This is a genomic window from Mesorhizobium amorphae, from assembly GCF_014843845.1.
In the GTDB taxonomy this organism is placed as follows: Bacteria; Pseudomonadota; Alphaproteobacteria; order Rhizobiales; family Rhizobiaceae; genus Mesorhizobium; species Mesorhizobium amorphae_A.
On sequence record NZ_JHQS01000031.1, the window covers coordinates 14583 to 34686 of the forward strand.

At 65.4% G+C, this 20104-nt stretch carries 16 protein-coding genes and 1 pseudogene; 13 read left to right on the forward strand and 4 right to left on the reverse strand.

The features are described from left to right. Positions 1 to 38: 38 nt before the first annotated feature. A pseudogene (locus DH08_RS14865) lies at positions 39 to 472 on the forward strand (GFA family protein). Between the two features lie 256 nt (positions 473 to 728). On the opposite strand, the gene DH08_RS14870 reads toward DH08_RS14865, so the two are convergent. Both DH08_RS14870 and DH08_RS14875 read right to left on the reverse strand, forming a co-directional pair. Continuing rightward, entirely contained in the window at positions 729 to 1013 is a 285-nt protein-coding gene (locus DH08_RS14870; protein ID WP_246800844.1) for a hypothetical protein, read from the reverse strand. A 69-nt stretch (positions 1014 to 1082) separates the two neighbouring features. After that, positions 1083 to 1553: an Lrp/AsnC family transcriptional regulator gene (locus tag DH08_RS14875; RefSeq protein ID WP_192180014.1), complete on the reverse strand. Its 471-nt coding sequence runs from the start codon at positions 1551 to 1553 to the stop codon at positions 1083 to 1085. Positions 1554 to 1654: 101 nt separating this feature from the next. Between DH08_RS14875 and DH08_RS14880 the strand changes: the two genes are divergently transcribed. Further along, a complete protein-coding gene (locus DH08_RS14880) occupies positions 1655 to 2848 on the forward strand; it encodes a diaminopropionate ammonia-lyase (protein WP_192180015.1) in 1194 nt (397 codons plus the stop codon). Positions 2849 to 2861: 13 nt separating this feature from the next. After that, entirely contained in the window at positions 2862 to 4016 is a 1155-nt protein-coding gene (locus tag DH08_RS14885) for a M20 aminoacylase family protein (protein WP_192180016.1), read from the forward strand. 240 nt (positions 4017 to 4256) lie between these two features. Here DH08_RS14885 and DH08_RS14890 read toward each other — a convergent pair whose 3' ends face one another. Continuing rightward, the gene (locus tag DH08_RS14890) at positions 4257 to 4925 is read right to left on the reverse strand and encodes a GntR family transcriptional regulator (RefSeq protein WP_192180017.1); all 669 of its coding nucleotides are present in this window, start codon (positions 4923 to 4925) and stop codon (positions 4257 to 4259) included. Positions 4926 to 5208: 283 nt separating this feature from the next. Here DH08_RS14890 and DH08_RS14895 point away from each other — a divergent pair, with 283 nt between their 5' ends. The 8 genes from DH08_RS14895 to DH08_RS14930 all read left to right on the forward strand — a co-directional run bounded on the left by DH08_RS14895 (position 5209) and on the right by DH08_RS14930 (position 15008). After that, positions 5209 to 6903, forward strand: a complete 1695-nt coding sequence (locus tag DH08_RS14895; RefSeq protein WP_192180018.1) for a dihydroxy-acid dehydratase — start codon at positions 5209 to 5211, stop codon at positions 6901 to 6903. Continuing rightward, entirely contained in the window at positions 6900 to 7826 is a 927-nt protein-coding gene (locus DH08_RS14900) for an amidohydrolase family protein (protein WP_192180019.1), read from the forward strand. The genes DH08_RS14895 and DH08_RS14900 overlap by 4 nt, the downstream gene beginning before the upstream one ends. Beyond that, positions 7823 to 8743, forward strand: coding sequence for a dihydrodipicolinate synthase family protein (locus DH08_RS14905; protein ID WP_192180020.1), 921 nt, complete (start codon positions 7823 to 7825; stop codon positions 8741 to 8743). The genes DH08_RS14900 and DH08_RS14905 overlap by 4 nt, the downstream gene beginning before the upstream one ends. Positions 8744 to 8859: 116 nt before the next feature. Then, entirely contained in the window at positions 8860 to 9825 is a 966-nt protein-coding gene (locus DH08_RS14910; protein ID WP_192180021.1) for a substrate-binding domain-containing protein, read from the forward strand. 62 nt (positions 9826 to 9887) lie between these two features. After that, on the forward strand, positions 9888 to 11777 hold the full coding sequence (locus tag DH08_RS14915) for a sugar ABC transporter ATP-binding protein (RefSeq protein ID WP_192180022.1): 1890 nt from the start codon (positions 9888 to 9890) through the stop codon (positions 11775 to 11777). 32 nt (positions 11778 to 11809) lie between these two features. Continuing rightward, complete coding sequence (locus DH08_RS14920; protein ID WP_192180023.1) at positions 11810 to 12802, forward strand: ABC transporter permease; 993 nt, start codon at positions 11810 to 11812, stop codon at positions 12800 to 12802. Positions 12803 to 12845: 43 nt separating this feature from the next. After that, positions 12846 to 13838 carry a Gfo/Idh/MocA family protein gene (locus DH08_RS14925; protein ID WP_192180024.1) on the forward strand — a complete coding sequence of 331 codons (993 nt, stop codon included), beginning with the start codon at positions 12846 to 12848 and terminating at the stop codon, positions 13836 to 13838. Positions 13839 to 14711: 873 nt separating this feature from the next. Continuing rightward, positions 14712 to 15008, forward strand: coding sequence for a DUF1330 domain-containing protein (locus DH08_RS14930; protein WP_192180025.1), 297 nt, complete (start codon positions 14712 to 14714; stop codon positions 15006 to 15008). A 167-nt stretch (positions 15009 to 15175) separates the two neighbouring features. On the opposite strand, the gene DH08_RS14935 is transcribed toward DH08_RS14930, so the two are convergent. Next, positions 15176 to 15601 carry a hypothetical protein gene (locus DH08_RS14935; protein WP_192180026.1) on the reverse strand — a complete coding sequence of 142 codons (426 nt, stop codon included), beginning with the start codon at positions 15599 to 15601 and terminating at the stop codon, positions 15176 to 15178. 482 nt (positions 15602 to 16083) lie between these two features. Between DH08_RS14935 and DH08_RS14940 the strand changes: the two genes are divergently transcribed. Both DH08_RS14940 and DH08_RS14945 read left to right on the forward strand, forming a co-directional pair. Beyond that, positions 16084 to 16233, forward strand: a complete 150-nt coding sequence (locus DH08_RS14940; protein WP_006205676.1) for a hypothetical protein — start codon at positions 16084 to 16086, stop codon at positions 16231 to 16233. A gap of 1668 nt (positions 16234 to 17901) precedes the next feature. Further along, positions 17902 to 20001: an EAL domain-containing protein gene (locus tag DH08_RS14945; protein WP_192180027.1), complete on the forward strand. Its 2100-nt coding sequence runs from the start codon at positions 17902 to 17904 to the stop codon at positions 19999 to 20001. Positions 20002 to 20104: the final 103 nt, after the last annotated feature.

The window sequence follows — 20104 nt, forward strand, 5'->3', positions numbered from 1 at the left end:
TGGGAACTTAGCACCCCTCATTCGTGCGGGAGCCTGTCATGAGCAGCGCTGAAACGCATACGGGAAAATGCTTTTGCGGTTCAGTCGAGTTCAGCGTCACTGGGCAACCGGTCGCGATGGGCTATTGTCACTGCAATTCCTGTCGCCATTGGTCGGGGGCACCGGTCAACGGCTTCACTCTTCGGCCCCCGTCCGCCTTGACCATATTGAAGGGAGCCGAAAACATCGCGACCTACAGTCGTAGCGGAAGAAGTCTGCGCCGCTGGTGCACGGCCTGCGGAGGGCATCTTTTCTCCGAACTGCCGGCCTGGAACCTTGTCGACGTGTACGCCCCGCTCATTCCGTCGCTCAGTTCGAACCGGCAGTTCACGTCCATTACCAGGAGACGGTTCTTCCAATGAAGGATAGCCTTCCCAAGCTGAAAGACCTGCCTGAGGAACTCGGCGGATCGGGCGATATGCTTTCGGATTGAAGGTCCTCCGCGAGAATCGGATCGCGACCTTCGCTGCATCCAGCACAAATGCCGGGTCATGGCGCAACCACCTTGGTCGCCGGCGATGTCTGCTTTCAGGAACCGGCAAAAGTTATCTCTACGACCGAGATTAGGCGCAAAGCGGCCAACGCGGTGCGGCAGTCGAATGTCTGCTTTCGGGCAACGGTCAGCAACGTCGTTGCGGCCAAGATGGAGGTCGAACCAGTCGTTCGGAATGATTGGGTCTTGACCCACCTTACGCAGCGCGCTTGGGTTCCAACGCGAACGGGCTGAGGCCGAGCCAGGTCTGCATCTTCCTGCCGATGGCCTGGTCGCCGGTCAAGGCGACCTTCGCACCGGCCTTCTCGACCGTCGTCAGCCCCATCCAGATCGCCGTCATCGTGTGCAGGTCGGTCGAGACATAGAGGTCAACCTCGAAGCCCGGATCGTACCAGCACAGGTCGACCTCGCCATGCTTCTCGTCGATCAGCCACCACGAGCGTTTGGACGCCGGTAGCTCCTGATACAGAAACTGTATCACGGTCCGTCCCTCGGGCAGGGGCGAGGGGTTCAGATTGCGGGAGATTGGCAGCTCCGACGCTCCGCCACCTCACACCGGCACTTCCAGCCCGACCTTCACCCGGTCCATGGCGACGAAGGTGCGGAAGCGTTTGACGTTGTTGTTCTCGAAGAACAGCCGCCGGGTCAGCGCCTCATAGTCGGCCATCGTCGCGACGGTGATGACGAGGATGAAGTCGGCATCTCCCGTCACATAGTAGCATTGCTGCACCTCGGGCACGGCGATGAAGCTGCGCTTGGCGGCGTCGATCAGCTCGGCCCGTTCGCTCTCCACCTCCACCTCGACGAACAGTGTGATCGGATGGCCGACCTTGGCCGGGTCGACCAGCGCGACATTGGCGCGGATGATGCCGGTTTCCTCCATGCGCTTGATGCGCCTTTGCACGGCCGGTGCCGACAAATTGACCGCTTCGCCGATGGCCCGCTGCGGCGTCGTGTTGTCCTTCTGCAGGATGGCGAGGATGGCGCGGTCGAAGCTGTCGAGGCTTTGCGAAGCGGGCATGGCGACATCCAGACGAAACAAACTTGCAATCAGATGGTCAAAACAGAGCGCATTTCTCATCCGCCTTGCAATAGATTTCAGCCACTCAAGGGAAAAAGACCATGCTGCTCAACCGCCGTCCTGAACATCGCCAGCCGTTGGTGGCCGCCGATGCGGTATCGCTTGGCGTGGCCGGGGCCGACGAGGCCGAGCGCTTTCTGAGCCATCGCGAGAACCATGCCGGGACGCCGCTGCATGCGCTGCCGGCGCTGGCGGCCGAACTCGGCGTCGGCTCGCTGCACGTCAAGGACGAAGGTTTGCGGCTCGGGCTCGGCAGCTTCAAGGCGCTGGGTGGCTCCTATGCCGTCATCCGGCTGGTGCTGGAGGAGGCGGCTAAGCGGCTCGGCCGGACCGTGGATGTCACGGAACTGGATGAGTCCGACGTGCGCGCCATTGCCGCCGGCATGACCTTCGTCTGCGCCACCGACGGCAATCACGGCCGCTCGGTGGCGCAGGGCGCCGGCCTGGTCGGTGCCCGCTCGGTGGTCTTCGTCCACTCCGGCGTCAGCGACGAGCGCGTCGCCGCCATCGCCCGCTTCGGCGCCGAGATGGTGCGGGTCGACGGTGGCTATGACCATTCGGTGCGGGAAGCCGCCGAGGTCGCGGCCGCGCGCGGCTGGACGGTTGTCTCCGACACGTCCTGGGCGGGCTATGAGCGCATTCCGGGGCTGGTCATGCAGGGCTATACGGTGATCGTGCGCGAGGCGCTGCGGCACCTGCCCAAGCCGCCCACCCATGTCTTCCTGCAGGCCGGCGTCGGCGGTTTCGCTGCGGCCCTAGCAGGCCATCTCGCCGTCGTGCTCGGCGAGGACAGGCCGACGGTGACGGTGGTCGAGCCCGCGCGGGCTGCCTGCATCTACGCCACCGCCGAAGCCGGACGTCCGGTGAAAATCCCGCATGACGAGCCGACGGTGATGGCGATGCTCGAATGCTACGAGGCCTCGCCGGTCGCCTGGCGCGTGCTGGCGAGGGTCGGCGATGCCTTCATGACGGTCGAGGAGGAAGACGCGGTCGCGGTGATGAACCGGCTGGCGCGGCCGGCGGGCGACGATCCGGCCATCGTCTCCGGCGAGAGCGGCGGCGCCGGGCTCGCGGGGCTGGTCCGCGCCGCGGCGTCGCCCGACATGCGGGCAGCGCTCGGCCTTGATGCAGGCTCGCGCGTGCTGGTCATCAACACCGAAGGCGCCACCGATCCCGGCCGCTATGCCGAGCTGGTCGGCATGGCGCCAGAGGATGTCCTGCTGCAGACTGCGTGAAAGGCGGATGACCATGGCCGAAGTCGATCAGGAAAACCTCCATCGCGACATGACCGCATGGCGGCATGAATTGCACGCCCATCCCGAATTCGGCTTCGAGGAGAAGCGCACCGCGGCCTTCGTCGCGCAAAAGCTGCGCGAGTTCGGCCTGGAGGTTGCCGAAGGCATCGGCGGCACCGGCGTCGTCGGCACGCTGACCAGAGGCAGCGGCAACCGCGCGATCGCGCTGCGTGCCGACATGGATGCCTTGCGCATCGCCGAACAGGGCACGATGACCTACCGCTCGCAAACGCCTGGCACCATGCATGCCTGCGGCCATGACGGCCACACCTCGATGCTGCTCGGTGCTGCCAAACTGCTGGCCGGAGAAGGCGGCTTCGACGGCACGGTGCGCTTCATCTTCCAGCCGGCCGAGGAATGGGGCAGGGGCGCGCTCGCCATGCTGGACGACGGCCTCATCGAGCGCTTCCCCTTCGAGGAGATATTTGGCCTGCACAACATGCCGGGCCTGCCGGTCGGCCATTTCGAGACCCGCGCCGGGCCGATCATGTCGGCGGAGGACAATTTCGAGATCGTGCTGAAAGGCGTCGGCGGCCATGCCGCGCGGCCGCATTCCGGCAGCGAGACGCTGGTCGCCGCCTGCGCTTTGGTCATCGCCCTGCAGACCATCGTCTCGCGCCGGCTGAGCCCGGCCGACATCGCCGTCGTCTCGGTCACGGAGCTGATCACCGACGGCACCCGCAACGCGCTGCCTGGGCTCGCCCGCATCCTCGGTGACGCCAGGAGTTTCCGGCCCGAAGTCAGCGCCGCGATCGAGAAGCAGATGCGCATCATCGCCGAAGGCACCGCGCTGGCGCACAATGTTTCGGCCGAAGTCACCTACACGCGCGAATTCGTGCCGCTGGTCAACGATGCCGCGCTCGTCGACGAGGCCTTCGTTGCCGCCAGGAGCGTGCTGGCCGACAACGCCGTCGGCGTCGCGGCGGAGCCGATGACCGGCTCGGAAGACTTTGCCCGCTTCCTGACCCATGTGCCGGGCTGCTTCGTCTTCCTCGGCAACGGCGATAGCGCGCCGCTGCATAATCCCTCCTACGACTTCAACGACGAAGGCCTGTTGCACGGCGCGCGGTTTCATACGGCGGTGGTGCGGAGGCGGCTGCCGGGGTGAGGTCGTAGCCGGCGAGCCGAGAGGCCGAAATGTCGGCGCTTGAACACCCCCCTCTGTCCTGCCGGACATCTCCCCCTCAAGGGGGGAGATTAGATTTCACTTCGGCTTTCGCCAATCTCAAGCACTGCAGGATGGGCGGCAAGGCCGGAGCTGCCAATCTCCCCCCTTGAGGGGGAGATGTCCGGCAGGACAGAGGGGGGCGCGAAGGAACGCGACACAGGGTGAGTGGCCCCAAGACTCCTAAATCCCATCGCCCGTCTTCTCGATCTCCTGCAGATAAAAGATCTTGCTCGGCTGCAGATGGTCGACGCAGAGCTGGGCCAGCACCCAATTGTCCTTGCGCTTCATCGCCTCGATCATGAACCAGTGGTGCTGGCGCGAGACTTCGAGCTTGTCGCGGTCGGCCAGCGAATTCGCCCGCACCGGCAGGCTGAGCCGCATGTAGTGGTCGATCGACGACACCAGATAGTCATTGCCGCAGGCCGAGAACATGGTCAGGTGGAAGCGGTCATTGGCCTCGTGAATGCCGCGCAGATAGTGGGCGTCGACATGGGCGCTGTAGATCCGGTGGATCTCCATCAGCTCCGCGATCAATGCATCGCTTGCCGGCAGCGGGATCATCAGCGCCGCCTGGCGCTGCAACAGCTCGCGGACCTCGTATATCTGCCGCACCTCGTCAGGCGACAGGCGCCTGACCATCGCGCCCTTGTTGCGCTCGCGGGTGACGACGCCGAGTTTTTCCAGCTGGTAGAGCGCCTGGCGGATGGTGTGGCGCGAGACCGGGAAGCGGGCGAGCAGCACGTCCTCGACCAGCCGCGTGCCCGGCGCCAGCTTGCCGAAGATAATGTCTTCCTCCAGCGCCTTAACGACGTCGGCTTCCTTGCCGCCATAGTCTGCCATGTTGAGCATTGTGTCGTCCTCGCGCCGTCTGTGGGCCACTCTAGCCGCAGACCGATCCTTCCCGCAACTTGCAGAAAAGGCTTCACATAATCGATAATATGGTGTGCGCAGGCAAGGGGGATTGGCCGATTTGGCGTCTGGTAGAAATCGGAAGCCAAGGATTATTGACAATCTTGGCCGCTTGCCTATGGTGCGACGTCAGCGGTGGCCCTCGCTCCGGCGACGCGGTCCCGATGTCGGCGCAGATTGAGTCCACAGGTGTCGATTGGTCTATCGCGGCCTCAGAAAGGGAGTGACCAGCTACGGCGACGCGGCCTTTTCACTGTTTTTGCGCAAGGCCTTCATCAAGGCCGCCGGCTATTCGGACGATGCGCTGGACCGGCCGATCGTCGGCATCGTCAACACCGCCAGCGACTACAATCCCTGCCACGGCAATGCGCCGCAGCTGATCGAGGCGGTCAAGCGCGGCGTCATGCTGTCGGGTGCGCTGCCGATGGTGTTCCCGACCATCTCGATTCACGAATCCTTCGCGCACCCGACCTCGATGGTGCTGCGCAATCTGATGGCGATGGACACCGAGGAGATGATCCGGGCGCAGCCGATGGATGCTGTCGTCGTCGTCGGCGGTTGCGACAAGACGCTGCCGGCGCAGATCATGGGCGCGATCAGCGCCGACCTGCCGACGGTCGTCGTTCCGGTCGGGCCGATGGTGGTCGGCCATCACAAGGGCGAGACGCTCGGCGCCTGCACCGACTGCCGCCGGCTGTGGTCGGGGCACCGCGCCGGCGAGATCGACGCCGCCGAGATCGAACTGGTCAACGGCCGGCTGGCCCCCTCCGTCGGCACCTGCATGGTCATGGGCACCGCCAGCACCATGGCCATCATCGCCGAGGTGATCGGCCTCACCGTCCCCTTTGCCGCCTCCATTCCGGCGCCGCTGGCCGAGCGGGTCCGTTCGGCGGAAGCGTCGGGCCGGGTGGCCGCCGCGCTTGCCGTCAGCGGCAGGCCGTTTCCCAGCGAGCTCGTCACCCCGGCGGCACTGCGCAACGCCATGGTCGTCATGCAGGCGATCGGCGGCTCGACCAACGGCATCATCCATCTTGCGGCGATCGCCGGCCGGGCAGGGCACGCGATCGATCTCGCCGAATTCGACAGGATCGGCCGCGAGATGCCGGTGCTGGTCGACCTGAAGCCGTCGGGCGAGCACTATATGGAGCATTTCCACGAGGCGGGCGGCGTGCCGCGCCTGCTCGCCGAACTCACCGGCTTCCTCGATCTCAGCGTTCCCGTCATCGGCGGCGGCACGCTTGCCGACCGGGTGATGAAGCGCGAGCACATGCACGACCAGCATGTCATCCGGCCGCTCGGCCAGCCGCTGAAAGCGCAAGGCGCCATGGCCGTGCTGTCGGGCAATCTCTGCCCGCGCGGCGCCGTCATCAAGCATTCGGCGGCGTCGCCGGCGCTGATGCAGCATACCGGCCGCGCCGTGGTCTTCGAATCGGTCGCCGACCTTGCCGAGCGCATCGACGATCCCGATCTCGACGTCGTCGCCGACGATGTGCTGGTGCTGCGCAATGCCGGGCCGAAGGGCGCGCCCGGCATGCCGGAGGCCGGCTACATTCCGATCCCGAAGAAGCTCGCCGCCGAAGGCGTCAAGGACATGGTCCGCCTGTCGGACGCACGCATGAGCGGCACCGCCTTCGGCACCGTCATCCTGCATGTGTCGCCGGAAGCCGCCGCCGGCGGTCCGCTCGCTTTGGTGCGCAACGGCGATCGGATCAAGCTCGATGTCGCCGGGCGGCGCATCGACGTTCTCATCGACGACGCGGAACTGGCCAGGCGCGCCGCCGCGGCACGCCCCGCCGTCGAGCGGCCCGAACGCGGCTATGCCCAGCTCTACCATGACCACGTGCTGCAGGCCGACCAGGGCTGCGACTTCGATTTCCTCGTCGCCAGGCCGGCGCACGGCGAGGGGGCTGACGAATGAACGCGGAACGGCCCGGGATCAGGACGGAACCACGGCTCTGCCTGCCGCCGCTGGCGCCGGTGCGGCGCGACGCCAACCGCCTGCCGCCGGGAACCTGCGACACCCACGCCCATGTCTTCGGGCCGGTCGCTCGCTTCCCGCTCGACCCTGGCCGCGGCTACACGCCTTCGCCGGTCACCATCATCGACTACCGCCGGGTCATGGACGCCTTTGGCATCGAGCGCGCGGTGCTGGTGCAACCGAGCGTCTATGGTTTCGAAAACAGCGTGCTGTTCGAAGCGCTGGAGACCATGCCCGACAGGCTGCGCGGCGTGGCGGTGATCTCGCCCAAGGCGCCCGAAACCTTGTTCGCCTGGGCGCATCGGCTCGGCGTGCGCGGCCTGCGCATCAATCCGCGCAATCCGGCCGGCCTGACGATGAAGGATTTTCACGCTGTCGCCGAGTGCATCAAGCCGTTTGGCTGGCACATCCAGCTGCAGGTCGACATCGAGGATTCTGCCGATCTGGGCCACGTCGTCGCCGCTGCGGGCGTTCCGGTCATCATCGACCATTTCGGCTTCCCCGACCTGGCGCGCGGCCCCGATGGCCGCGCCTTTGCCGAACTGGTCGAGCTGGCGGCCGCCGGCCAATGCATTGTCAAGATGTCGGCGCCCTATCGCGTCGCCCCGGATCGCTACGCCGCGCTCAAGCCTTTCGTCGAGCGCCTCGTCGACCGCGCACCGGCCGCGCTGATCTGGGCGCTCGACTGGCCGCACACCGAATGCTTCGAGGCGGTGCCCGACGACGGCGCCATTCTCGACCTCGTCTGGGACTGGCTGCCCTCGGAGGAATTGCGCCGGCAGGTGCTCGTCGACACGCCGCGAAACCTGTTCTGGGCAGACGGCGAGCCCGCTTCAACCAAAGCCTCCGGATCCAAAGCATGAAGACCCTGAAAGGCGTCATTGCCGCAACGCCCACGCCGCTCAATGCCGACCTGTCGATCGACACCGACCGCCTGATCGGCCATTGCCGCTGGCTGCTCGGCGACGGCGGCTGCGACGGCATCAATTTGCTCGGCACCACCGGCGAGGCGACCTCGTTCTCGGTCGAGCAGCGCATCGCCGCCATGCGCGCGGTGGCGCAATCAGGCGTTCCGCTGCAGCGCATGATGGTCGGCACCGGCGCCTCGGCGCTCGCCGACTCGGTGGCGCTGACCAGGGCCGCGCGGGAGCTCGGTTTCGCGGGTGCGCTGCTTCTGCCGCCCTTCTACTACAAGGGCATCGATGCCGAGAGCCTGGCCAACCATGTCGGCGAGGTGATCGCCAAGGCCGGCCCATTCGGCCTGAAGATCTACCTCTACCACATCCCGCAAAACACCGGCGTGCCCTTCGTCGCCGAAGCCATCGCGCGGCTGCGCGAGCGCTATCCCGACATCGTCGTCGGCCTCAAGGATTCTTCCGGCGACATCGCCTTCTCGCGCTCACTTGCCGTGCAGTTTCCCGGCTTCGACGTCTTTCCGAGTTCCGAAGGCAGCCTGACCGAATGGAAGAGCTCGCGCTTCGCCGGCTGCATCTCGGCCACCACCAACGTCACCGGCGCGCTGTCGCAGATCGCCTGGTCGGATCCCGACAGCGAGAAGGGCCGCCAGGCGGCGGCTTCGGCGATGGCCATTCGCGGCGTGCTCGGCGGCTTCCCGCTGATGGCGAGCGTCAAGGCGGCATTGGCCGCAATGACCGGCGATGGCGGCTGGGAGCGGCTGATGCCGCTGCGCCGCCTGTCGCCGGCCGAGCGGGCCGAGCTGTTTGCGCGGCTGGGCAAGACCGATTTCGCCGCACAGCACGCGCCGGCAACGACCGGCTGAGACACGGAGTCTACGGAGAAGAAAAGGGAGGTCCGTCGGAGCAGTTCGAAAAGCCAGCGCGCCGGCCGGACCTCGGACGCGCATCGCAGGAAAAACATCAACGGAGGAGAACGGAAATGAAAAGACGTACATTCATCGCACTCGCCGCGGCAGCGGCGGCAGCAACGACCATCAGTGTTTCGCCCGTCTTCGCGCAATCGAAGGAGATCGTCTACCTGGCTCCGGCGCTTGACGTGCCGTTCTGGCGCACCGTTGCCAAGGGCGTCGAGGCCGGCGCCAAGGAGGGCGGCTTCAGCTTCCAGGCGCTGGAGGCGCAGAACAACGCCCAGAAGCAGCTCACCAACGCGCAGGACGCGATCACCCGCGGCGTCGCCGGTATCGTCATCTCGCCGACCGATTCCTCGACCGCGCCGAGCGTCCTGAAGCTCGCCGCCGCCGCCAAGATCCCGGTCGTCATTTGCGATATCGGCACCACCGAAGGCGAATATGTCTCCTTCATCGCCTCGGACAACACGGCCGGCGCCAAGGGTGTCGGCGAGGCGGTCGCCGCGGCGGCGAAAGCCAAGGGCATGAAGGAAGCGCCCTACGGCATGATCACCATCTCGCTCGCCCGCATCAATGGCCAGAAGCGCACCGACGGCTTCCGCTCGGCGATGGAGGCAGGCGGCTACGGCAAGGAGATCGCGCTGCAGCAGATGCAGGCCTACACGGCCGACGAATCGTTCAAGTTCGCGCAGGACATGCTGACCGGCAATCCGAACCTGAAGGCGATGTTCATCGAGGCCGACACGCCGGCCATGGGCGCGCTGCGCGCCATCAAGGCCAGCAACCGCTCCGGCGACATCATCGTCGGCGCCTTTGACGGCATTCCCGAATTCGTCGATCTTCTGAAGAGCGGCGAACTGACGGCGGCCGGCATGCAGCAGCCCTGGCTGATGGGCGAGACGGCGGCCAAGTCGCTGACCGAGCACCTGGCCGGCAAGACGCCGCCGAAGGAGGTCCTCGTGCCGGTGATGATCGCCACCAGCACCAACATCGAAGAGCTGCTTCCCGAAGCCAAGAAGAACGTCTTCGGCGAGTAGCACAGGCATGTTTCAATCGCTGCGCCGGTATGGTCCGGCGCGGCTTTCCAGCGAAGGCGTGAATGCAGGCGACAGCAGCGAAAGAAACCCTGTTCACGGCAAGCGGAGTCGAGAAATCGTTCGGCCGCACCCGTGCGCTCGCCGATGCCTCGATCACGCTGCGGCGTGGCGAGATCCACGCTCTGCTCGGCGCCAACGGCGCCGGCAAGTCGACGCTGTCGCGCGTCATCTGCGGCCAGATCCGGCCGGATGCCGGCGATATCGCCTACAGGGGCAAGCCGTTCTCGATCCGGCGCGCCCGCGACGCCATCGATGCCGGCATTTCGCTGGTCATGCAGGAAACCAGTCTCGCCCCCGATCTGTCGGTGGTCGAGAACATCTTCTTGCCCGAGCTTGGCCGGCCCGGCCTGCCCAGATTCGGCGAGATGCGACGGAAAGCCGAGGACATACTCTCCCGCCTCGGCCAGCGCGCGCAGTTGCCGCTCGACGGCGACGTGCGCGCGCTTTCCGCCGCGCAGCGCCAGCTGGTCGAGATCGCCAAGGCGCTGGCGCAGGACGCCGACCTCATCATCTTCGACGAACCGACGGCATCGCTCAGCCCCGGCGAGGTCGAGCGGCTGTTCGACATCATGGTCAAGCTGCGCGACGAGGGCAGGGCGCTGGCTTTCGTCTCGCACCGGCTGGAGGAAGTGTTCGCCGTCACCGACAAGGTCACGGTGCTGAGGGAAGGCCGCACCGTCGCCGCCGATGTCGCCACCGCCAAGCTGACCCAGACCGAACTGATCCGCCACATGGTCGGCAGGGAGCTCAGCCAGATCTACACCGAGCGGGCGCCGAGCGAACATGCCGAAAGGCCCGTCGTGCTCGAAGTCGAGAAACTGAAAAGCGCGCCGCTCGTCCGCGACGTCTCCCTCAGCCTGCATCGCGGCGAGATCGTCGGCCTCGGCGGCCTTGTCGGCGCCGGGCGCTCGGAGACGCTGGAGGCGATCTTCGGCCTGAGGCGCCGCGATGGCGGCTCAGTGCGCCTCAACGGCAAGCCGTTTGCGCCGCGCAAGCCCGCGCAATCGATCCGCGCCGGCATCGGCTTCGTGCCGGAGGACCGCCGCCGCCAGAGCATCGTGCCGGACCTCAGCGTCAGGGAAAACCTGTTGCTTGCTCATCTCGGCGCCCATCGCGGCTTCGGCCTCGCCTATCGGCGGCGCGACGAGAAGGTGAGCGAATTGCTCGCCATGCTTGGCCTGCCTGCCGACCGGTTGCTCGACGCCAGCATGCTGAACTTTTCCGGCGGCATGCAGCAGAAGATCATCATCGCCCGCTGGCTGATGCTCGATCCCAAAGTGATCCTGCTCGACGAACCGACCAAGGGCGTCGACATCGGCACGCGCTCCTCGATCTACGCCATGCTGCGCGCCATCGCCGACCGTGGCGTCGCGGTGCTCATCGTCTCATCCGACTTCGACGAATTGCTCGGCATCTGCGAGCGCGTCGTCGTCATCAGCGACGGCATGTCGATCGCCGACATGCCGAGCGCGGTGCTCGACGAGGAGAAGCTGACGCTGCTGGCCGCGCCCCGCACCTCGATGGAGCGCAACGTCCGCTTCCTGCGCGACCTCGCCGCCACCTATCGCGGCGCCGCCTTCTGGGGGCTGATCGAGGACGAGAAATTGTTTTGCCTGAAGGTCGCCGTCGCCGATCAACGTGCCGCGCCCGGCTTCGGCGACGGCGCTGCAGTGGATTTTGGAGAGACGCTGATTCCGGCGGCACTCGCCGCCGCGAAATCGCAATTCGTCGCCGAGGCCGACGGCGGCCTGAACACCTTGATCGTCGATGTCGCGGGCTCGCGTGGCCATGCCATGGGCGCGGCCGGCCTTGTCCTGCCGCACGACACTGAGCCGCCCGACGCCGGCCAACTGGCTGCTGTCATCAAGGCCCACTACGCCGCCCAAGACTGATGCCGCTGATGACTGACAAGGAACGCCCCGCAATGGCCGCGAATGAAACGATCGGCACCGCCTATGCGTCGCCACCGCCACGCCAGGCGCTCAGATGGCTGACCGCACGCCTGGAAGTCAGGATGCTGCTGCTTGCCGTGCTGATTGCCGTCACGCTGTCGCTGGCCTCGCCCTATTTCCTGACCACCATCAACGTGCTGAACCTGCTCGACCAGTCGGTGGTCGTCGGCATCGTCGCCATCGGTATGACCTTCGTCATCCTCACCGGCGGCATCGACCTATCCGTCGGTGCGGTGGCCGGGCTGACCGGCATCATCTTCGGCCTCGTCGTGCCTGACCTCGGCCTGCCGGTCGGCGCGCTGGTGGCGATCGTCGCCGGCGGCCTGATCGGCCTCGTCTCCGGCGTCCTGATCAGCTATTTCGGCCTCGCCGCCTTCGTCGTCACGCTCGGCATGATGTCGATCGGCCGCAGCCTCTGCTACATTTTCTCCGGCGGCATCTCGATCTCGAACATTCCGGAATCGCTGAGCGACTTCGTCTACACCAAGGTCGCCTTCATCCCGATGAACGTCTTCGTCCTGCTCGTGCTCTACCTGCTGGCCTATCTCTATCTCGGCTACACCAAGGGCGGCCGCACCATCTATGCCATCGGCTCCAACGCCGAAGCCGCCAGAACCGCCGGCCTCAACGTCGTCGGCTACGCCATCCTGCCCTATGTCGTCTCCGGCGCGCTGTCGGCGGTATCGGCGCTGCTCCTGGCCGGCAAGATCCTGTCGGTCGATCCGCTGGCCGGCAATCTGCTGGAGCTCGACGCGATTGCCGCCGTCGTCATCGGCGGCGCCAGCCTGTTCGGCGGGCGCGGCTCGATCATCGGCACGCTGATCGGCGTCTTCATCATGGTGATGATCCGCAACGGCCTCAATCTGATGGGCGTCTCGCCGTTCTGGCAGGGCTCGGCGATCGGCGCCATCATCATCGCCGCCGTGCTGGTGGAAAGGCTGGTGAGCCGCCGGGGCGCCCGATGACGTCAGTACCCTCCAGCGCCGCCTGCATCCGCCAGGAGCCGGCATGACCCTGCGCATTGGCATGATCGGCGCCGGCTGGGTGACGCGCCACCACCTCGATGCCTGGCGTCGCCTTGCCGACCGGGCCGTCGTCGTCGCCATTGCCGACCCCTCCGCCGAGGCGCGCAACCCCCGTGCAGCCGAGTACGGCATTGCCGGCATCCATGCCGACGCCGCCGACATGCTGGCGGCCGAAAAGCTCGACGCCGTCGACATCGCTTCGTCGCGCGAATTCCATGCCGGCCATGTCCGGCTGGCGGCGCGAGCGGGGCTGGCCATCCTCTGCCAAAAGCCGCTGGCGCCGAGCTTTGCCGAAGCGGAAACGCTGGTCGCCGAGATCGGCAATCGCGTCCCGTTCATGGTGCATGAGAACTGGCGCTTCCGGCCGCATTACCGGCAGATCAGGCACTGGCTGGACGCGGCCGGCATCGGCCGCCCGCTGCAGGCACAGATGAGCGCGCTGAGCAGCGGCCTGGTGCCGGACGCCGATGGCCAACTGCCGGCGCTGCGGCGCCAGCCGATGCTGGCTGCGCTCGGTGAGATGCTGGTCAAGGAGATCCTGATCCACCACATCGACACGCTGCGCTTCCTGTTCGGCGAACTCTGCCTGCGCTCCGCCGCCGTTGGCAGGCTGAGCGATGCGGTGATCGGCGACGACCACGCGCTGCTGTCGATGGTCGCCAGCGATGGAACACCAGTGATCCTGCAAGGCAATCTCAACGCCCGCGGCTATCCCGGCGAGGTCTTCGACCGGCTGGAGGTCTTTTGCGAACGCGGCCGTATCCTTCTGGAGCGCGACCGGCTGACGCTTGACGGCGAACGGTCCGAAACCGTGGCGATCGACCTGGCGGCGAACTACGCCGCATCCTATCGCGACACGATCGCCTGCTTCCTCGACGGTCTGGCGGCGGGCCGCATCCTCGAAAACAGCCCCACCGACAATCTCGGCACGCTGCGCCTCGTCGACGAAGCCTATCGCTGGCGGCGCCCGACCTGAGCCGGGCGAGGGGACGTGCCTTGCGCATGCCGTGCCGCCCTCATTCCCTTTTCGCACCCTTGTCGCTGTTTTGGGGCTTTCCCCTTGCGGGGACGTAGATTGTCGAAGCCCATATTGTGGTCGGCATCCGACGTGTTCCAGTTGCAAGCCAGATAGCGGACGTCAGCCGTTCGCCCATGCTGCTGTGAGTCGAACAAAGCCCCGCCACCCTGTGGGCTATTGGCATCGGTGCAGCAGTCATGAAACGCTCTTTAGACCGAGTGAACCAGGGCACTCAGTCGTAATTGAGTGATTTCTAATATATATATAAGTTGGTCCGCGCGGGGGGCTTCTTCCTATCCCGCAAATGGCCGATGCGGTGCGATAGATCTAGCAACGAGCGCCCGACCGCACCGGCCATTTCACTCCTCTGTGCAGAGTGTCGGTAAGCCAGCAGTCTTTCCGGCGCTCGATCACTTGCGACCCAAGCTTGAGAGCATGTTCCGCCGGCTCCTTTCTGTATCGATACAGCGTTGGCAGCTCTGGCGGCGGCGGCTCCCGATCATCCCGACGGCCCAGACGAGCATTTTGCTCCCCATGCGACCGTTGAGCTACCTGATGCCTCGCGAGTTCCAGACAATTTTAACGATTGGGTTGGCAGGCCGAGCCATGCACCGGCACGACGGCGCACTCATTGGCCGCGTTGCAAACAATTTTAATAATTTAGCTGCAGCTAATAAAATCCGCTATAATGCGCAATCAGCCGGCAACCTTCTACCCCCCGTTTGCTGGTTAGGCCTGGCGGCCGATCGAGCCCCCCCTCACACGGCCGCTGGGCCGCACTGCTTGGCCGGCCTCTGGCGCAGTTCGAATTAGAGAAGGGAGGGCAAGGGGATGGCTGCCTATCTGATTGCAGATGTCGATGTCACCGACGCTGCCACATTCGATGAATACAAGCGCGAGGTCCCGGCGACCGAAGCGCGCCATGGCGGGCGATATCTCGCGCGCGGCGGCGCAACCCGAGTGCTCGAAGGCGATTGGGATCCGCATCGGCTGGTCATCGTCGAATTCCCCGACATGGCCGCGCTCACTGCCTGGTACGATTCTCCGGAGTACGAGCGCCTGAAGGAAATCCGCTTCCGCAGCGCCAGGACACGCATCATAGCGATCGAGGGAACGCCGGCGGCCTAGCGAGACCGACGGAAGCGCCTAGGCACAGTTCCTCGGTCACACCATACGTGCAGGCAGCCTATCTGCTACTTTGTTCCGGCGGCGGACTTGGTTGACCGCCTGGCCGGCGCCTTTACCCCAAAGCCCCCCGCCCAACGGGCGCCGGCCATCTTCCCTGGCAAATTGGCTTATGCAACCTTCAGGTTTATCACCCGCATCACTGCGACCACTGTTCCGTTGTTCGTAGCAGCCTCCTTCGTGCTACCCTTGCCGCAACTCCACACATCGCCTTCCTTGGCCGTGAATTGCATGTCGCCGGCCGTGACCTGCAGTTCGCCTTCAGTGACCGTGCAGACCATGTCGTCCGCCATGACGTCCCCCAGCGGGCTAGTTCCCTTCGGCTGGTAGACGACATCTTCCATGGCGATGGTCTTGTACCCCTTGATATGGGAGTCTCGTGTTCCCAGTTCGACGAGCCGGACACCGGGGAAAATCTCTTTGCCATCAGTCGGACCGTAGGTCTTGGCCGCTGCCGGAGTCGGCAATGCGACCAATAGCGGGGCCGACAACGAGGTGGCACCAAGGGCGAGAGCATTACGTCGATTCATCTTCATAACATCCTCCCTACGTTAGTCCGCCCACCGGGCGAACCTGATATTTTACGCGCTCGAGCAGCCAAATAGTCAAAACACAATTGAGCAGGCCCATTCCGCCCCCGACAGCGGGTGGCTGTAGAGGCCACCGCCTCTTGTCCGGCGTCACGGCGTGGCTGGTGAAAGACAGAGTTTGGTCGACGCGGCCCGCCTCAGGCGACGGGCGAGAGCCAGCACGATTTTCTTGCGCGCTCGCCATACGTTTATGGGCGGTTCGACTCTGGCTCATCCGATTGGATGGTTAGGAGAACCGAAACACAGCCGTTTTGCCAAGTTAGCGGCAATGCATGGCCGGACTACAATCTTTTCAGCCGGCGAACCGTTGCCGGTCAGGCCCGGCGGCCGATTCGAGCCCACGAGCCCTCCCGGCCGCTGGGCGGCTCGGTCGCCGAGCCTCAAGCCTCGCCAGCGCGCGTTTCGGCGGCCAAAGTGCCGGAGAACGCATGATCGCTATCTGGACCAATGCCGGAACAATCATCGTGTTCGATCCCGAAGTCGGCACTGCATCTGGCCGTTCCGAGCATGAAGCATGGAAAGAGATCGAGCGCCGCAAGGCGATGAAGCAGGAACGGCGAGCAGTCCTACAGTGCTGAAGCGCAGGTTCAGAGCGCGGACACTACTGGGACGGATGCAGCTTTCATTCAATGACGCGGGACAGGGCCGGTAAGCTGAGGAGGCCTGATGGCCCGGTCTGCTTCGTTGGGTTGCCACAGAATTTGCAGGCCGGGCCGCGCCCCCCGGCGGTTTCGATAGCCGGAGCCCCGAAACAAATTGCTCCTTATTCGGCGGTTAGACAAATCACGGTTGATTGCGCCATGGAGAGGGCGGGAAACCCGCGTCTCTCCTTGTACGGGGAGACGCGGGCCAGGTTGCCACCTGTTGCACGTCACCAGCGGTGAAATGCAACCGGACACAATCATTAACCATCGCTAATGTCTAGGCCGGGATTCCGCGATTGAGAATGAGCAGCGGGGACCGGGTGGGGGGCTTGGGGTAGGTCCCCGCTGCCTTGGGCTGCCTTCGCAGGGTGCAGTGGCAGCACAACCAAATAGGTGACTGAGCATGAAAGAACGAATGGCAGGTGAGCCGTTTTGAACGTCCTGTCAGTCCTCTTACACCGGCCAATGCCGGGGCCGGCGTCTCAAGGAGTGCGGCCGGGGGACGGACCTTCAAGACGTTGCGACTTCCGTAACCCCAACCGCACACCCGGCTTGACGTACGTGCCCACCCAATTGACCCCAGCGTCAAGCGACAGATCAATAGTAGCCGATGTCGATCGCCCCCAAATCGGCCGCTTGAGCTAGCGCGGATAGACAATTCGGGTCAGCGAGGTTCGACGCGGAGAAAAGAAGGTCGGAATATCCGTGCCGCCGCCAGCGCGCGTCCTTGCCGGCCCTGTAGGCAGCTTACGTCAGTCCCAACTGCACCTGCCATTTGTTAACCTCTACGGCTGGGCAGCGCTAACCATCACCCGCCATTCCCTTTCACGTATATTCGAATATGCTAATTTAGATATGGCGCAGTTGTTAAGACCACTGTCCTGCGCCGCTGAGCGCCGGACACCTGCTGATCTTCTCTTCGCTAGCCCGACCGGCACCGGCGCTCCCTTTCCGATTTCATGTAGCAGCCCGCGTCTTTGGTCCGCTTCCCTGAAATCCTGCATCGAAGCGCGTGGTCCTCGCCCCGCAGCTGCTTCACACGGCCGATCAGACCTGGCCTGACCCCCATGGCGCCGGCCCGGAATGCCTCTGGACGCGCTCCCAGAGGCGTTCCCGCAATCCCGTCCTTGGCGAAGCGAGCCACCATCCAGCCGCTGGGCCGCACCCGCGCCCCCAGGCTAGCGGAGGCGCGGGCCGATTGGGTCACCCCAACATGCAGCACCGTAGAGGCGATGCTGCGAGGTGACAGTCATCGATCCGAGCGCTCGGCTCTATTAAAAAAGTTATAGAAACCGAAAAAAACAATGCCCTTGATTCTGAAGCGGAGGAAGCCCGCGCCAGCAATTGGCTGCTCACGCCGAATTCCGAGCACGACCGCGGAAGCTGGGCGGCTGAAAAAGGCCCGCCGGCCAGAGCCAGCGGGCGAAGTTGGGGGTGGATTAGCCAGAGTGAAAAGGCTCCAGCAGAATGGGTGCAGTCGCCGTGACTTGGGCGATACAACCGGCGCCTGGCTCCCGCTTGCGCCCCGGTTGCCGGCCCCGGTAACGGATTCTTCTCTGCTTTTGTGCACATTGTCCGCGACAGGGTGGACAAAAACCGGGCATGGCAGACGACAAGACACGCAATGGAGAGTTCTGGGCACTGGCGCTCGAGCGTGCCCATCTCGGCGTCTGGGACTGGGATATCAAGAGTGGCGCCTGCTATTATTCGCCGACCTGGTCGAAGATGCTCGGCTATGACGAGGGCGAGCTTGCCGACGCGGCCGACCTCTGGCTGCAGTTGACGCATCCCGACGATCGCGAGCGCGCGAAGGCCAGCGGCGACGGCCATATTGCCGGCCTGACCCCTTCGATCGAGACCGAGCTTCGCCTCAGGCACAAGGACGGCCACTGGGTCTGGGTGCTGGACCGCGGCGGCATTGTCGAGCGCGATGAAAACGGCCAACCGCTCAGGCTGATGGGCGTGCAGACCGACATCACCAGGCAGAAGGAGGCGGAAGCCGCACTCGAGCAGGTCAATGTCCGCTTCCGGCTGGCGCTCGCCGCCAGCGGCACCGGCATCTGGCACCATGATATCGGCACCCGCAAGAGCTATTGGGATGCCCGCACCAGGGAGATCTTCGGCCTCGTCGCCGACACCGATGAGGTGACGGCCGACCTCTGGCACACCTATCTGCACCCGGACGACAAGGATGCCACCGAGCGCGCCCACCAGGTGCCTCTCGGTTCTGCCACCGTCATCGCTTCGCAGTACCGCATCGTCAAGCGCGACGGCGAGACCCGCCATGTCGAATCCCTGGTGCGCTTCATCGCCGCCGGCTCGGCGGGCCAGATCCTCGGCACCGTGCGCGACATCACCGAGGACAAGACACGCGCCCAGGAACTGGCCTATGCGGCCAACCACGATGCGCTGACCGGGCTCTTGAACCGCGCCGCCTTCGACAGGCTGCTGGCCGACCATATCGCCACGGCGCGCCGGCTGCCGCTGGCAGTATTCTATGTCGATCTCGACTACTTCAAGGCGCTTAACGATTACGCCGGCCATGCCGCCGGCGACCTTGCGCTGAAGGGCGTCGCCGGCAGCATCGTGCGCTGCCTGCCGCCATCCGCTTATGCAGCGCGCCTCGGCGGCGACGAGTTCGCGCTGCTGGTGCCGAATTGCAATGCCGCGCAGGCAGAGCGGCTGGCCGCTGCCGTTCTCGTGGCGGTGCGCGACGCCGACCTTGGTGCCGCGGCGACGTCGCGCAGGCTCGCGGCCAGCGTCGGCATCGCCTTTGTCTCCGACCACAACACCACCGTGGCCGACGCGCTGGCCTGCGCCGACGACGCCTGCTACGCGGCCAAGGCCGCCGGGCGCAACCGTTTTGCCGTGTTTTCGCCGGAGACCGCGTCGGGCTCCGGCGGGCTCAACGCGGCACGGCTGGCCGCCGACCTGGTCGACGCCATGGAGGACGGCAGGCTGAAGCTGTTCGGCCAGCAGATCCATCTGCTTGGCAAACCGTGGCAGGAGAGCCGTCATGTCGAGGTGCTGGCACGGCTGATCGGACGCAATGGCCGGATGATCCCGCCCGGCGAATTCATCCCGGTGGCGGAGCGCTTCGGCCTCGCTTCCCGGCTCGACCGCTGGATCATCAGGACGGCGCTCTCGCAGCACGGTCCGGCAATGCGGTCGGGCGCGATTTCGCTCGGCTTCAACCTGTCGGCGCAGACGCTGAGCGACCCGCAACTGTGGGACTTCGTCGACGCCGCCATCGCTGAGTCCGGCGCACCGCATTCGGGCATCGGCTTCGAGATCACCGAGACCGCCGCCGTCACCAATTTCGACGCCGCTGAACAGTTCGTGCGCAAGGCGCGCGAGCGCCGCTGCCGCGTCAGCCTCGACGATTTCGGCGCCGGCATGAGCTCGTTCGAATATCTGCGGCGCTTTCCCGTCGACGCGATCAAGATCGACGGCTCTTTCATTGAGCACATCGCGCAAAGCCGCTTCGACCGCGAGATCGTTCTGGCCATCACCAGCATCGCCAGAAGCCTCGGCTGCTCGGTGGTGGCGGAGAAGATCGAGCAGCAGACGGCGCTCGACATGCTGCGCGACATGGGCGTCGACTCCGGCCAGGGCTTTCTGCTGCACCGGCCCGAGCCGCTGGAGGCGATTGTTTCTCGAGCGACGGCTCAGGCGGTTCTGCCGGAGCGGCGGCAGGCGTAAGCTCTTTTTGTCGGCTTCTTGAGCAGGCTTGCGTCGCACCGTGGCACCGCCGTGGGATGGGCGGCGACGATGCCGGCGTCGGCGGCGGCGTAGGAGGCCTCGG